Here is a 14,719-nt window from a genome sequence, read left to right as displayed (position 1 = left end):
TTCTTATGGAAAAAATATCTGGCATAGATGTGCAGGAGCACGAAAAATCAAAAAGAATTTTGAATATTAGATTAAAAGACGAAATAATTGAAAAACTAATTTTCCCCTTTAATAAATTTGATTTAACTGCATTAGAACTAAAACCATTTACAAGATTTACTATTGCTAAGAGTTTAGATGATTTAACAGGAAATAAACTAAGCAAGTTAATGAATTCCATTATAAGAGACAGATCTACAGGTTGCTTCATTATTGGCCCGAGTAATATTTCTTCGAAAATCAATGATAAATTTTTAGTCAAATTGTCTACAGCTGTTGCATACTTAATTGGCATTCCCAATCATGACTCTATGGCAGGAAAATATTATGCAAGGTTTCATGTAAAACATGAGGATGCAAGCGACTCATACTTAAGAAAAGCATACAGAAATATGGATCTTCATACTGATGGTACTTATGTAAAAGAGGTAACTGATTGGTTAGTAATGACTAAGTTAGAAGAAAAAAATGTTGAAGGTGGAGAAACGGCAATGCTTCATTTAGATGATTGGGAGCATTGTCATGAATTATCAAATGATCCAGTTGGTAAACAAAATTTTATTTGGGGATCTCCAAAAAGTAAAAATGTAGATTACAAAGTTGAACATCCAGTATTTTCATCAGATGAAAAAGGTAGACCACAAATTTCTTATATTGATCAATTTCCAGAACCAAAAAATATGGATCAAGGAAATTTTCTGCAAAGGTTATCGGATGCGTTGGAGGAAAGTAAAAATAAAGTAATAACAAAACTACCCGTAGGTTGTTCTATAATTGCAAATAATTCCTTTTGGCTTCATGGTAGAAAGCCATTTAAAGAAAATAAGGAATTAAGCAGAGAATTGTTACGAATAAGAGGATCTTTTTTTGTTAATTAATTCAATATAATCAATATAAAGTATCCAAAATTATGAATTTAGGTTTTATTGGTACAGGTAAAATTGCTTCTTCAGTTATTACTGGAATATGTAAATCAAAAATTTCTTATAAAAAAATTATAATCTCTCCAAGAAATAAAAAAATAGCACAGGGTTTAAAAAGAAAGTTTAAAAAAATTGTAATAGCCAAAAACAATCAGCAAATTGTAGATCAGTGTAATTGGGTATTTTTATCTGTGACACCGACCGTTGGTGAAAAAATTATTAAAGATTTAAAGTTTAAATCCAATCAAACTGTTGTGAGTTTCATTTCTACTATAACTTTGTCTCAATTAAAGAAAGTAATTAAAGTAAAAGCAAAAATTGTACGAGCAATACCTTTGCCTCCAATTTCATTAAAAAAAGGTCCTGTACCTATTTGTCCTCCCAATCCAAAAGTAAAAGCATTTTTTAATAATTTGGGAACAACTGTAGAAATTAAAAATGAAAAATCTTCAATAAATTTTTGGTCAACGTCTGGAATGATGGCACCATTTTATGAGGTGTTAAGAGTTATGACTGATTGGCTGGTAAAAAGAGGGGTAAAAAGAAATAATGCTCAAAAATACATAACATCTTTATTTTTGGCTTTATCTCAAGATGCAGTCGTAAATTCAAAAGAAAATTTAAAAAATTTAGTTAAAGAATCTCAAACGCCTAGAGGGCTAAATGAACAAGGCGTTAAAGAATTAACCAAAGCTGGATTTTATAAATCTCTAGAAAAAACTTTAAATAGTATTCACAAAAGACTAAACAAATAAATCAAATGTCTGAAAATATTTTAGAGATTAATAATTTAAGTAAATATTTTGGTGGATTAGCTGCTGTTTCAGATTGTTCAATTAAAGTTAAAAGAGGAACAATCACAGGTATCATCGGTCCTAATGGATCTGGTAAAACAACTTTATTTAATTTAATTGCAGGAAACTTAAAATCTTCAGGAGGAAGCGTAACTTTTGATGATGAAAATATTACCGATGTTCCTTCCTATGAATTATTTTCTAAAGGGTTGTTAAGAACTTTTCAAATTGCTCATGAGTTTTCAAATTTATCTGTTCTAGAAAACTTAATGATGGTTCCAGGCAATCAATCAGGCGAAAAGCTAATGACAGCATTATTTAAACCAGGTTTAGTTGCAGAGGAAGAAGCCGCAGTTAAAGAAAAAGCAAAAGAAGTTGTTGAATTTTTAAACCTTGGACATCTTTCTAATGAACTCGCAGGAAATCTTTCAGGAGGACAAAAGAAATTATTAGAACTTGGAAGAACAATGATGGTGGATGCTAAATTAGTATTATTAGATGAGGTGGGGGCTGGCGTTAATAGAACTTTGCTTAAAGATCTTGGAACTGCAATAGAAAAACTTAATAAAGAAAAAGGTTATACTTTTTGTATGATCGAACATGATATGGATTTTATTGGAAGATTATGTGACCCAGTGATTGTAATGGCTGAAGGATCGGTTTTATTTGAAGGAACAGTTGAAGAAGCAAAAAAAGATGAAAAGGTTATTGAGAGTTATCTTGGAAGAGGATCAAAATTAAAGGATACAAACTAATGGCTTATTTTGAAGGAATAAAAATGACAGGTGGTTATGGAAATGGTCCAGACATTATTAGTTCGTGTTCTGTAAACGTTAATAAAGGAGAAATAGTTTCTATTTTAGGTCCTAATGGCGCTGGCAAATCAACTGCCATGAAAGCAATGTTGGGTTTATTAAATTTAAAATCTGGATCAGTAATTATTGATGGAAAAGATATTTCAAAATTATCACCACAAGATAGAGTTAAAGAGGGTATTTCTTTCGTACCCCAAACAAAAAATGTTTTTGCAGGCATGACTGTTGAAGAAAATTTAGAAATGGGAGCATTTCTTATGAAGGATGAAATTCAGAATATTATTGAAGAAATCTATGAATTGTTTCCGATTTTAAGAGAGAAAAGAAATCAAATGGTTGGAGAACTTTCAGGAGGACAAAGACAACAAGTTGCTCTTGGTCGAGCTCTAATGATTAAGCCGAGTGTTTTAATGTTAGATGAACCAACTGCCGGTGTATCACCAATTGTGATGGACGAATTATTTGATCATATTGTAAAAGTAAAAAGAACAAACGTTGCTATCCTAATGGTAGAACAAAATGCAAAACAAGCCTTAAGCATATCTGATAGAGGCTATGTGTTAGTTACTGGGGAAAATCGTTATTCAGGAACTGGAAAAGAATTATTAGACGATCCAAGAGTAAGAAGCTCTTTTTTGGGAGGGTAATATGGATTTTGTAAATGCAATAATTCTTTTATTAAATTATATTTTCATTCCCGCATTAACTTATGGTTCTCAGTTAGCACTAGGTGCAATCTTTGTTACTCTTATTTATGGAATTTTAAGATTTGCGAATTTTGCTACTGGAGACATGATGTCTTTTGGAACCATGGCAACGATTTTATTTACATGGTATTTTCAATCTTTAGGTGTTTCTTTAGGTGTTTTACCTACTGCTTTATTAGCTATCCCATTTGGAATTATTTTGATGATTCTTTACATGCTTTTAATAGATAAATTTGTATTCAAATATTATAGACATCAAAAAAGCCCTCCAGTTCAGTTTGCTATGGTAAGTATTGGAGTAATGTTTGTAACACAAGCTGTTGTAAGAATAATAATTGGACCTGGGGATAGAAGATTTTTTGATGGAGAAAAATTTATTATTAAAGCTCGTGAATTTAAAGAGATGACAGGTTTAAATGAAGGTCTTGCATTAAAATCAACTCAAGTAATAACTATTTTTGTTACAATAGTTTTAGTTTCTTTATTATTTTGGTTTTTAAATAGAACAAAAACTGGAAAGAGCATGAAAGCTTATTCGGATAATGAGGATCTTGCATTACTTTCAGGTATTGATCCAAAAAAAATAGTTTTAGTGACTTGGGTAATTGCTGGTATTTTAGCTACTATAGGTGGTGTTTTGTATGGTTTAGACAAAAGTTTCAAACCATTTACTTATTTTAACAATATGCTTCCTATCTTTGCTGCTGCAATAGTTGGAGGAATTGGAAATCCTTTTGGAGCTTTTTTAGGAGGATACGTTATAGCTTTTTCTGAAATTTTATTAACTTATGCTTATAAAAAATTCTTTATGTATATTTTACCAGAAAGTATGGAACCAAATAGTTTAGTTCAACTACTGTCTACAGATTACAAGTTTGCAGTCTCGTTCTCAATCCTGGTAATAGTTTTAATTTACAGGCCTTCAGGAATATTTAAGGGGAAAGTATTGTGAGAAAAAATTTAAATGTAATAGCAGCTTATAGTATCATGATAGTACTTATTCTTATGGTTGGGATATTTCAATCTTGGAATATAGCTTTATCAATATTTAATCTTTGTTTGATTTCTGCAGTAATGACGATGGGTGCAAATATTCAATGGGGATACGCTGGTTTAATTAATTTTGGAATTATGGGCTATACAGCTTTAGGCGGTTTAGCTGCTGTATTGATTTCTGTAGACCCTGTTCAAGAAGCTTGGAGGGCAGGAGGTTTTGATATTTTGATGTGCTTATGGCTTATCATTGTAATGGTTCTAGTTATTAGATTTATTTTGAAAAATTTTGAAAAATCAAAATTAAGAACCTATAGTATTGCAGCTCTTATCATAACAGGGATTATAATTATTAGAGTAACCGCAGAGCCAGGAATTGAAAAAATTGAAGCTGTAAATCCTGCAACAACAGGTTTTCTTGGAGGATTTGGTTTACCAATAATTTTTTCATGGGTAGTTGGAGCTCTTTTTGCGGGCGGATTAGCATTTATAGTTGGAAAAGTTGCTCTTGGTCTTAGAGCTGATTATTTAGCTATTGCTACACTTCTTATTTCAGAAATAGTTATTGCAATTATTAAACACGAAGATTGGCTCACAAGAGGTGTGAAAAACGTTATTGGATTAAAAAGACCTGCACCATATGAGGTAGATCTACAAACTACAGATTGGTTTATAAGCTTAGTTGAAAAGTTTAATTCAGGAAAATTAAGTGTAATTGATAATTTGGCTGATCGACAAGCTGCTTTAAACCAACTTGTAATTGAAGGCTCATCAGTATTTGTAAAACTATGTTACTCAGGATTATTCTTAGTAGTAGTTATTATTCTTTTAATTTTAACTCAAAAAGCTCTTTATTCTCCTTGGGGAAGAATGATGAGAGCAATAAGAGATAATGAGGAAGCTGCAAATGCAATGGGGAAAAATGTTGTTAAACAACACTTGTTAATTTTTATTTTAGGCTCAGCTATCGTTGGAATTGCTGGCGCAATGTTGGTTACACAAGATGGTTTGTTTACTCCAGGAAGCTATAGACCTATGAGATATACTTTCTTAATTTGGGTAATGGTAATTGTAGGAGGAAGTGGAAACAACTTTGGTGCAATTTTAGGTGGTTTCGTTGTATGGTTTTTATGGATTGAAGCTGCACCAATATCAATGTTTTTAATTAATTTCTTTACAGCAGGTATTCCTGAAACAAATGCAATTAAAGCTCATTTAATTGAAAGCGTTCCTTATTTTAGATTTTTACTGATGGGATTAGGATTGTTGTTTATAATGAGGTATCGACCTAAAGGTATACTTCCAGAAAAAATAGAAATAAAGTAAACATAATGAAATATATTATATTAGGTGCTGCTGCTGCTTGGGCTTTGTATATGGCTGATAAGTATTTATTCTTTTAATGAATAAAAATCTTTTGTTACTTATTTTAAGCCAGATTTTTGCTTTTACAGCTGCACCGGTTACCGTTTTTTTAAGTGGTATAATTGGTTCGAAATTTAGTCCAATAAAATCTTTAGCAACTCTTCCAATGGCTTTATCAGTCGTTGGAATTGCGTTATTTGCTTTTTTTGCTGCAAAGCTAATGAGTTTGATTGGACGAAAATTAGGATTTATTTATGCATCAATAGGCACATGTTTTGCATCTCTTTTAACTGCTTACTCAATAATAATAGAAAGCTTTGTCTTGTATAATTTAGGATGCTTTTTAATTGGCGGAGGAATAGCTTTCAGTCATCAATACCGTTTTGCAGCAGTCGAGGTTGTAGATAAGGATTATGCACCAAAAGCAATTTCTATCATTTTATTAGCGGGAATAGGTTCGGCTTTTATTGGCCCAAATATTGCAAACATTTCGAAAGGATTTATTTCAGATCATATGTATGCAGGTTCTTATCTTGCTCTTGCAGCATTATCTATTTCATCAATAATATTTTTATTTTTTTTTCAAGAAACTAAAAAGACATCAAACAATCAATATAAAACTGGAAGAAGTTTTTTAGAACTTATGTCACAACCAAGATTTCTACAGGCGCTTGTAGCTTCAGCTTTTGCCTATGCTGTAATGACTTTTTTAATGACAGCCACACCTATAAGTATGCACTTGATGGAGAAAATAAGTTTGTCCAAGACTGGATTTGTTATTCAGCTCCATATAGCAGCTATGTTTTTACCTTCACTAGTTACTGGAAATTTAATTAAAAGGTTTGGTCATAGTAAAATTATGCATATGGGAGTTTTATTGTTTTTAGTCACAATTATTACCAGTTTATTTGAACAAAACTTTATTAATTATTTGATTGCTCTTATTTTTCTAGGTCTAGGATGGAATTTTTTGTTTATTTCAGGAACGAGCTTACTTGTTTTGTGTTACAGAGAAGAGGAAAAATTTAGAGCTCAAGGGTATAATGATTTTATCGTTTACACTATTCAAGCAGCAGCGAGTTTGTCTGCTGGGGTGTTTCTAAGCTTAACTAGCTGGAAAACTATGAATTTAATATGTTTGATTTTTCTAATTATAATAGCTCTTTCTACTATAAGAGCTGATTTAAAAAAAAACCCCAGTAATTAAATTACTGGGGTTTTTGAATTAAGATAAAAAATTATCTTTGTTTTTTAGTTTTGAATTTTCCGCCTTTAACTTCTTGTTCTAAGAAAGAACCTTCAGCTTCACCAACTTCAGTAAAAGTTACTCCAGTAGCACCTTCGTAATTAATCTTTTTACCTTTTGCTAGTAAATCTAAACCTTTCTTAAGTTCACCTGGATAAATTTTAGTTCCAGGAGCGTTAGCAACATCCATTACATTTTTCGCAATTGATGCTCTATCAGCAGAGTTACCTGCTTGCATTGCAAGAACGATTAAAGCAGCTGCATCGTAAGATTCACCTGTGTAAGGACCAGAAGCTTCTACACCTCCAGCTTTTGCAACTTCAGCAAATATACCTGCACCTTTACCAGTAGAACCTGGTAATGATCCAAATGATTTGCTTAAATCTTTTCCGAATGCATCAACTAAAGATTGACCGATCATACCATCTGATAAAATAAATCTATCAAATGCACCAGAGTCTAAAGAAGCTTGAATAATTCCTTTTCCTCCTTGGTCAAGGTAACCAATAACTGCTACAGCATCACCACCAGCAGAAGCAAGAGTTGCTACTTCAGATGAGTAATCTGCTTTTCCATCTTCGTGAGCAGTTACAGTTGTAACTTTAATACCATGGGCTTCAACTGCTGCTTTATAAACATCAGCTAAACCTTTACCATAGTCATTGTTAGTATAAGTGATTGCAACACTTTTTACTTTTCTATCTTTAGTTATATCAGCTAAAATTTGACCACCTCTAGCATCAGATGGAGCAGTTCTAAAGAAGTATCCATTGTCATCTAGAGTTGTTAATCCTGGAGAAGTAGCCGAAGGTGAGATCATTACTACACCATTTGGTACAGCAACATTAGTTGCAATAGCACCAGTTACACCTGAACAGTCTGCTCCCATAATCGCAGCCACACCACCTGAAATTAAACCTTCAGCTGCAGCTGTTGCCGCTGCTGAGTCAACACAAGTTGAGTCTGCTCTTACTGGCTCAATTTTTTTTCCACCTAATAGCGAACCTGAATCAGAAGCTTCTTTAAATGCAAGCTCTGCAGATGCAGCCATAGCTGGAGTTAGAGATTCAATAGGACCAGTGAATCCTAAAATGATCCCCATTTTAATCGAATGTCCGTCTGCCATTACATTTGAACCAAAACTTGATACAAACATAAATACAGCGATAAATAGTTTTCTCATTATCTTCCTCTTTATTGTTAACAATTTATAAAAACCAATTTAAGTATGAATACAATCAATATTCAATGACAAAATTATCCTATTTTAGATAGCTTAATTGATGTTGTGAGTTATCTTATAGAGAAGGGGTCTAGAGAAGGTTCGTCTGATGTGTAGAACCAAGTTGTTTTTACTCTTGTGTAGTCTTTAATTGAGTCAATTCCTGCTTCTTTTCCATATCCACTATCCTTGATACCTCCAAATGGAGCTGAAGGAGAAATTAATCTATAAGTATTTACAAATGTTATTCCTGCTCGGATAGCATTAGACACCCTCATTCCTCTTGCGAGATCACTAGTATAAACACCTGAAGATAGACCATATTGATTATCATTCATTAATTCTATTACTTCTTTTTCAGTATCAAATTTCATGACCGATAATACAGGTCCAAAAAGTTCATTTTCAGCAGCTGGTAAATTATGATTTTCACACTCAATAATTGTTGGGGGAAAATAATACCCCTCATTTGAAAAAGGATGTCTTTTACCACCGCATTTAATTTTTCCACCTTGTTCAACAGTTAATTTAATATTTTTTTCTATTACTTCTAATTGTTTAAAGTTACTCAAGGGACCCATTTCAGTATCAGAGTCCATTGGAGCACCTATTTTAATTTTTTCTGCTCTAGATGCTAATTTATCTAAAAATTCGTTATAAATTCCTTTTTGTAAGTACAACCTTGAACCTGCTATACAACTTTGACCACTTGCTCCAAATATTCCAGCAGTTATTCCATTAATTGCATTTTCTTGTTTGGCATCATCAAAAACAGCTACAGGACTTTTTCCACCTAACTCTAAACTTACTTCAGATAAATTTTCTGCAGAATTTCTAATTATATGTCTTGCAGTTTCAGGACCTCCTGTAAAAGCTACTTTCTCAACCAAGTTGTGAGTAGTTAAAGCTTTACCGCATGGATCTCCAAAACCAGAAACTACATTTACTACACCTTTTGGTATTCCAGTTTCTTCAATTAACTTTGCAAACTCAAACATAGTTGCTGGCGCTAATTCAGAACATTTAATTACAACCGTATTACCCATAGCTAAAGCAGGAGCAACTTTTGTTGCAGTTAAAAACATTTGAGAATTCCAGGGAATGATAGCTGCAATAACACCTATTGGAATTCTTGTTGTGATTGCTTGGATATTTGGTTTATCTATTGGAAGAACTGTTCCTTCAACTTTGTCAGCTAAACCTGCGTAGTAATCATAATATTCTGCAATATATTTTGCTTGTTGATAAGTTTCTCTATACAGTTTTCCTGTATCAATCGTTTCAATCTTTCCTAATAATTCAGAATTTTCTCTGAGCTTATTTCCAATCGCTCTTAAATATTTTGCTCTATCTCTTGCAAGCATTTTTGGCCATTCACCTTCAAAAGCTTTTTGTGCAGCTTTTACAGCTCTATCAACATCATTTGCACTAGCTTCAGGTACTACAGCCCAAGGCTTATTATTTTCTGGATTTAAAGTTTCAAAAGTTTTTTTTGTATCAGAGTCTACCCACTGACCATCTATAAACATTTGATATTTTTTTAACTCAGGCATTATTTATATGTTTCATTATTACATTATTTACTTCGTCTGCATATTCAATAGTGCATAAATGTTTTCCATTTTTAATTTCAACATATGTTGAATTTTGTATATCTTTATTTAAATTTTTTGACATATCAGGCGTAGATCCTGGATCATCTGATCCTGTTATAATTAAGGTATTTGTTTTAATATTTTTTATCTTTTCAAGATTGTCCTCATAGTTTGCAAATACTTCATAAGCTTTTATAAAATTTTCTTGATCAATTCCTTTCTTATTAAGAATTTTCATAAAATCATCGTATAATTCAGGGTTTTGCTCAAGGTATTCATCTGAAAACCATCTCTTCATTGCCATTTGAGATATTGGCATATTTTTTTTTGCTAAATTAACTCTATCAATTACATTTTGTCTTTCTTTGGTTGTCCTTTTGTAAGTAGTGGAAATTAGAGTTAAGGAATTTAAATAATTTTCATATTTTGAGGCAAATTCAATTGCAATCAAAGATCCGATAGAAAAGCCAATTAAATTAAATTTCTCTATCTTTAGGTTATTTACTAAATTTGATAATTGATCAGTAAAATTTTCCATTGATAAATTTGGCTCTTTGAAGGGTGTTTTTCCATGTCCTAACAGATCGTAAGTTATAAATGAATTGTCTTTAAAAAATTCAATTTGTGGTTTCCACATTTGCTGATTTAAACCAACACCATGAATGAAGATTATTGGTAACGAATTTTTATTATTAAAATAATAATGATTTTGATTGTTATCAAAATTGTAAGACATCAATTATTTATCGATGCCCATCTCTTTCATGTCTTGATATCTATCACCTGTTCTTGCATGAGCTCGTCCAGTTGGAGCGCCTCCAATAGCAACAACTATCTCATCTTCATTAGGGGCATCGTGAATTGTAAATTCATGTGTTAGATAAAAAGGTCTTAATCCAGCATCAGTTTTATGCATCATTGGAATTGAAATTTTTGCACCTGCAGGACCTCTGGTATTTGTAAAACTTAAATAAGAAGTTCCCCCAACAGCATCTCTAAATTTATTTCCAAATCTTAAAGTATGAATAAATGCAGAAGCGTGTTCTATCTCACCATTTAATCCAACCATAGCAGCTTTTCCATAAGCTAAAATTTTTTCACCCGATCCAATTTCTTTTGTTAACTCTGGAACCAAAAGATCTCCTAATTGAGGCGCAAGATCTAATATTTCTGGTTTTAAATCTTCTACAAAACCTTTTCCGGCCCAAGGATTTTCTATTACAGCTGCAACTGAAACTAATAGAACAGGTTCTTTTGCTTTTTTTCCACCTTCAATAAAAGTTTTATCTACAAATTTTGCAAATTTTCTAATTTTTAAATCCATCTACTAGCTAGCTCTTTGTATGTTTGTATCTATTGGTTTTATATTTGGAATAACTTCTTCTGTAAATAACTTGATACTTCTCATACAGTCTTCATGTTTGATACCTGGAAAGTTAGACCAGACTTGTAAATTTTGAAGATTTAATTCTTGTTGAAGTTCTTTTATTTTTTCTATTACAAACTCAGGTGTTCCAAATAAAAGATTTCTTTTATGAAGAAATTCATAATTTAATAAATCTAGCTTGTTTTTTGTCTCTGGTAATTTTTCATCTGGATCCATATGATTTCCCAATCCTCTCCAATGGCAAACCCATCTCATATAATTAACTATATGTTCTCCAGCCATCTTTTCAGCTTCTTCCATAGTTTCTGCAACAAACATATCTCTAACCAAACTAATACCTTCACCCAGTGGTACATCTCTATTTTCAGCTTTAGATTTTGCCTCTTTATAAATTTCAAATCTTTTTTTCAAAGCTTTTACAGTTGGGATCCACATAATTGTATTAAGTCCATTTTCTGCTGCCCACTGAATTGATCTTTCTCCATCAACAACTTGAGAAATTGGTGGAAAGGGTTTTTGATAAGGTTTTGGTAAAACAGATATTTGTTTTAATTCATTTGTTTTTAAATCTACTACATTTTCTCTAGGAGGACTCATATCGTGCTGCCAAATAAAATTTGGTGAGGGATAAGTATAGAATTCACCTTTGTGAGAAAAGAAGTCCTCAGACCAAGCTTTTTTCATTATGTCCAATGTTTCAGAAAATAGTCTAAAATTTTTTGCTTGATCTTTTAAGTCAGCTTCTTTGTTCATGTTAATGGCTTCTCTTCCATAAACTCCTCTTCCAATACCAACTTCCACTCTTCCTTTTGACATTTGGTCAAGGGTAGCAATATCTTCTGCAAGTCTTATAGGATTATGAAATGTTATTACGTTGCAAGCTTGTCCTAAACGAATATTTTTAGTTCTTGCAGCAGCATCAGTACACATCATTAGTGGATTGGTGCAAGACTCCATTCCCTCATGATTAAAATGATGTTCGGTATACCAAATAGAATTCCAATTATTTTGATCACAATATTCAGTGATTTCTCTAGCTTCGTCTAGAAGTTGGGTATAAGGTTTTTTATCCCAATTAGTAGTATTGCAAAAATATCCAAAGTTCATAAAGCCTCCTTTAAAAATTAATTTAAAGACGACCGATCCCACTTTCGTAAATTTTTGAATTTATCGACGAGTTATGTATCGCTTTATAGTTAAACTTTATTATTACTAGCGTTGATATTCAATAAATTTCTTTAAGGATTTGTTAAGAAATTTCTCATAAATTGGACCATTATTTTTGAATTTGCTTCCATTTAAAAATGATTGGTTCATTTTGAAATCATAGGAAGGTTCAAAGAAAAAAGGAACAGAGAGTCTCTTACTTTTATTCCACAAAACTCTGTGATTAGTTGCTTTAAATTTTCCTTTGCTAAGAAACTCCAAAGCTCTACCAGTGTTTACTACTAAAGCTTTTTTGTTAAATGGTACATCATACCATTTTTTATTTTTTCTATTTTGTACCTGTAATCCACCTTTTCTATCTTGATAGAGAATTGTGAATATACCACTATCAACATGTGTTTCACATCCAAGAGCAACCCCATCTTGTTTAGATATTTCTACCGGTTTTGTCTGATTAGGATAATAATTAAATCTTAATGTGCTTAATGTTTTTAATCTTGAAAAAGCTACACTAGAAATATCAGGATTTTTTTTATTAAGTTTTATTACACTTTTAAATAAAGTTTCACTCAATCTATAAATATTATCGAAATATTTGTTTAAAATATTTATTGAACTTTTTTTAAAACACTCATCTAGATTAAGAAATTCTATGTATTGATTATTTAGATTTAAAGAATATTTTTTAGTTACTTTTAAATCACCTATATCTAAACCTTCTTTTCCATTCACATCATTAGGAAAATATCCCCTGTAAAGATTTTTATTTTTTTTATTCCATTTTTTAGGTGATAATTTTCTTTTCTTACTGTCTGGTAAATTAAAAAATTTATTCCCAACTTCGCATGTTTTTTTAATTTCTTTTAGATTAATTCCATGACCGGTAATTTGAAAAAAACCTACATTGATGCAAGCTTTTTCAATTTCTTTAATTGTTTTAAACGCATTTTGAGTTTCAAAATTATTTTTAATTAGTGAAGATATATTGATTGTAGGTATATAGCTTTTACTCATCTTCTTACAGGAGTTTCAGTTGCAATATATTGATCTCTAACTCGCTCTCTCATATAAATATAAATTCCAGCTGCTATTATGCAAGCAACTCCAATGAAGGTTCTAGCCGAAGGTATTTCGTTAAATAGAAAATAACCAGGAATCATAGACATTATAATTAAAGAATATTCGAACAATGAAACAACAGATGGTGAAGCAACTATATACGCTGAAAAAATACATACAAAAGCAATCGATGCAGCAAAACCAAAAAATAAAATAAACTTCCATGTATATTCAAAGTTTGAAAACCATTCTCTAAATATAAATTGAGTAGTGGGGTCAAAATTAGGATCATTAAGTTGACCATTACCCATAAAAACAAAGATAATAACACAAAGTATTAGTGCTATTATGTAGAAATAAAAAAGTTGAGTATTAACGTCATCTTTATCAGATGTATATTTTGTTATTGTCATTGAAGCTGCATAAAAAAATGCGCACAAAACTGGTAGTAGACTTTTATATTCAAAATCATCAAAGTTTGGATTTAAAACAATAAATACACCAATAAAACCAAACACAATTGCAGACCATCTTCTAATACCAATAAATTCTTTCAAAAAAAATTTTGCAAAAATTGAGACGAAAAATGGACATGAGAAAAATAAAGCATTTGCTGTAGCTAACGGCATATAGGTTAAAGAAATAAAGAATGCAGAAAAGGCTAAAAAATGAAGAATTACTCTAACAAACGTTAAAAAAGGATAATAGGTTTTTAAAGAAACTTTTTGACCTCTAAATTTGATGTAACAAAACAGCAAAATTGCAGCAACAAAATACCTTCCAAAGAAGATTTCATAAAGTGCCGCTTTTTCAAAAATAAATTTAATTAAAGAGTCTTGCATTGCAAACAAAGTCATTGCAGCAATAATTAGAAGAATTCCTTTTGAGTTATTGTCAGTGCTCATTATGCACCTATATCAAAAAAAAAATCTTTCGAATATTTAATTATTTCTTCAATTTAGAAGTGAATAGAAGACCTTCAGTTGAAAATTTTGATTTGTTTTGTTCAATAAAGTCTCTCATTATTTTTACTTTTTCTTCCTCAAATTCTGTGACTTTCCTTTTGCTTAAATCTATATACAGCGATATCCATTCCATAGATGCAGAAAGTTTGTTAGTTTTTTGAGAAATCATCTCCATTTTTAAATGTAATCTTTTTTTGTCATGGTCGAAATAGTTTAGATTAACATTTACTTTTTCACCTTCTTTAACTTCATTTAAGTATTTAGTATTTGTTTCAACAACCATAGTACTTCTATCAAGATTTTTTGCTGCAGTTCCTCCCATTTTAAATTTTTCAAGCGCAACTTCCCATGCTTGATCAAAAACAAGCACATAATAAGCCATGTTCATATGGTTGTTGTAATCAACCCATTCCTTTTTTACTTCGAAAGTTTTTAATAACAC

At 31.2% G+C, this 14,719-nt stretch carries 15 protein-coding genes; 7 read left to right on the top strand and 8 right to left on the bottom strand.

The window, feature by feature from the left end:
- Positions 1-5: 5 nt before the first annotated feature.
- From glaH to DT059_RS01060, 7 genes are all read left to right on the top strand, one after another.
- Positions 6-917, top strand: a complete 912-nt coding sequence (gene glaH, locus DT059_RS01090; protein ID WP_145596028.1) for a glutarate dioxygenase GlaH — start codon at positions 6-8, stop codon at positions 915-917.
- 32 nt (positions 918-949) lie between these two features.
- Positions 950-1,717, top strand: a complete 768-nt coding sequence (locus DT059_RS01085) for a pyrroline-5-carboxylate reductase (RefSeq protein WP_145596026.1) — start codon at positions 950-952, stop codon at positions 1,715-1,717.
- A gap of 5 nt (positions 1,718-1,722) precedes the next feature.
- Positions 1,723-2,511, top strand: coding sequence for an ABC transporter ATP-binding protein (locus DT059_RS01080; protein ID WP_145596024.1), 789 nt, complete (start codon positions 1,723-1,725; stop codon positions 2,509-2,511).
- On the top strand, positions 2,511-3,218 hold the full coding sequence (locus tag DT059_RS01075) for an ABC transporter ATP-binding protein (protein ID WP_145596022.1): 708 nt from the start codon (positions 2,511-2,513) through the stop codon (positions 3,216-3,218). Before DT059_RS01080 ends, DT059_RS01075 begins: the two co-directional genes overlap by 1 nt.
- Before the next feature lies 1 nt (position 3,219).
- Positions 3,220-4,230, top strand: a complete 1,011-nt coding sequence (locus DT059_RS01070; protein WP_145596020.1) for a branched-chain amino acid ABC transporter permease — start codon at positions 3,220-3,222, stop codon at positions 4,228-4,230.
- A gap of 35 nt (positions 4,231-4,265) precedes the next feature.
- Entirely contained in the window at positions 4,266-5,597 is a 1,332-nt protein-coding gene (locus tag DT059_RS01065) for a branched-chain amino acid ABC transporter permease (RefSeq protein ID WP_145598025.1), read from the top strand.
- 76 nt (positions 5,598-5,673) lie between these two features.
- Complete coding sequence (locus DT059_RS01060; protein WP_145596018.1) at positions 5,674-6,843, top strand: MFS transporter; 1,170 nt, start codon at positions 5,674-5,676, stop codon at positions 6,841-6,843.
- 31 nt (positions 6,844-6,874) lie between these two features.
- On the opposite strand, the gene DT059_RS01055 is transcribed toward DT059_RS01060, so the two are convergent.
- The 8 genes from DT059_RS01055 to DT059_RS01020 form a co-directional block, all read right to left on the bottom strand.
- Positions 6,875-8,065, bottom strand: a complete 1,191-nt coding sequence (locus tag DT059_RS01055) for an ABC transporter substrate-binding protein (protein WP_075504970.1) — start codon at positions 8,063-8,065, stop codon at positions 6,875-6,877.
- A 110-nt stretch (positions 8,066-8,175) separates the two neighbouring features.
- Entirely contained in the window at positions 8,176-9,657 is a 1,482-nt protein-coding gene (locus DT059_RS01050; protein ID WP_145596016.1) for an aldehyde dehydrogenase, read from the bottom strand.
- Positions 9,650-10,435 (bottom strand): alpha/beta fold hydrolase, encoded by a 786-nt coding sequence (locus tag DT059_RS01045; protein WP_075504968.1) that lies wholly within the window; start codon positions 10,433-10,435, stop codon positions 9,650-9,652. The genes DT059_RS01050 and DT059_RS01045 overlap by 8 nt, the downstream gene beginning before the upstream one ends.
- Before the next feature lie 3 nt (positions 10,436-10,438).
- A complete protein-coding gene (locus DT059_RS01040) occupies positions 10,439-11,023 on the bottom strand; it encodes an amino acid synthesis family protein (protein WP_145596014.1) in 585 nt (194 codons plus the stop codon).
- A 3-nt stretch (positions 11,024-11,026) separates the two neighbouring features.
- A complete protein-coding gene (locus DT059_RS01035) occupies positions 11,027-12,193 on the bottom strand; it encodes an LLM class flavin-dependent oxidoreductase (protein WP_145596012.1) in 1,167 nt (388 codons plus the stop codon).
- Between the two features lie 105 nt (positions 12,194-12,298).
- Positions 12,299-13,267: a 2OG-Fe(II) oxygenase family protein gene (locus DT059_RS01030; RefSeq protein ID WP_145596010.1), complete on the bottom strand. Its 969-nt coding sequence runs from the start codon at positions 13,265-13,267 to the stop codon at positions 12,299-12,301.
- Complete coding sequence (locus tag DT059_RS01025) at positions 13,264-14,217, bottom strand: DMT family transporter (protein WP_240704605.1); 954 nt, start codon at positions 14,215-14,217, stop codon at positions 13,264-13,266. The genes DT059_RS01030 and DT059_RS01025 overlap by 4 nt, the downstream gene beginning before the upstream one ends.
- Before the next feature lie 40 nt (positions 14,218-14,257).
- Entirely contained in the window at positions 14,258-14,719 is a 462-nt protein-coding gene (locus DT059_RS01020; protein ID WP_145596007.1) for a thioesterase family protein, read from the bottom strand.

This window comes from Candidatus Pelagibacter sp. FZCC0015, assembly GCF_007833635.1.
Lineage (GTDB): Bacteria > Pseudomonadota > Alphaproteobacteria > Pelagibacterales > Pelagibacteraceae > Pelagibacter.
The sequence above is the reverse complement of the archived record's forward strand: the minus strand, read 5'-3'. Positions and strand labels throughout refer to the sequence as shown.

Coding starts and splice junctions, on each gene's coding strand:
- glaH (WP_145596028.1), top strand. CDS start 6: ATGGAAAAAATATCTGGCATAGATGTGCAGGAGCACGAAAAATCAAAA.
- DT059_RS01085 (WP_145596026.1), top strand. CDS start 950: ATGAATTTAGGTTTTATTGGTACAGGTAAAATTGCTTCTTCAGTTATT.
- DT059_RS01080 (WP_145596024.1), top strand. CDS start 1,723: ATGTCTGAAAATATTTTAGAGATTAATAATTTAAGTAAATATTTTGGT.
- DT059_RS01075 (WP_145596022.1), top strand. CDS start 2,511: ATGGCTTATTTTGAAGGAATAAAAATGACAGGTGGTTATGGAAATGGT.
- DT059_RS01070 (WP_145596020.1), top strand. CDS start 3,220: ATGGATTTTGTAAATGCAATAATTCTTTTATTAAATTATATTTTCATT.
- DT059_RS01065 (WP_145598025.1), top strand. CDS start 4,266: ATGATAGTACTTATTCTTATGGTTGGGATATTTCAATCTTGGAATATA.
- DT059_RS01060 (WP_145596018.1), top strand. CDS start 5,674: ATGAATAAAAATCTTTTGTTACTTATTTTAAGCCAGATTTTTGCTTTT.
- DT059_RS01055 (WP_075504970.1), bottom strand. CDS start 8,065: ATGAGAAAACTATTTATCGCTGTATTTATGTTTGTATCAAGTTTTGGT.
- DT059_RS01050 (WP_145596016.1), bottom strand. CDS start 9,657: ATGCCTGAGTTAAAAAAATATCAAATGTTTATAGATGGTCAGTGGGTA.
- DT059_RS01045 (WP_075504968.1), bottom strand. CDS start 10,435: ATGTCTTACAATTTTGATAACAATCAAAATCATTATTATTTTAATAAT.
- DT059_RS01040 (WP_145596014.1), bottom strand. CDS start 11,023: ATGGATTTAAAAATTAGAAAATTTGCAAAATTTGTAGATAAAACTTTT.
- DT059_RS01035 (WP_145596012.1), bottom strand. CDS start 12,193: ATGAACTTTGGATATTTTTGCAATACTACTAATTGGGATAAAAAACCT.
- DT059_RS01030 (WP_145596010.1), bottom strand. CDS start 13,267: ATGAGTAAAAGCTATATACCTACAATCAATATATCTTCACTAATTAAA.
- DT059_RS01025 (WP_240704605.1), bottom strand. CDS start 14,217: ATGAGCACTGACAATAACTCAAAAGGAATTCTTCTAATTATTGCTGCA.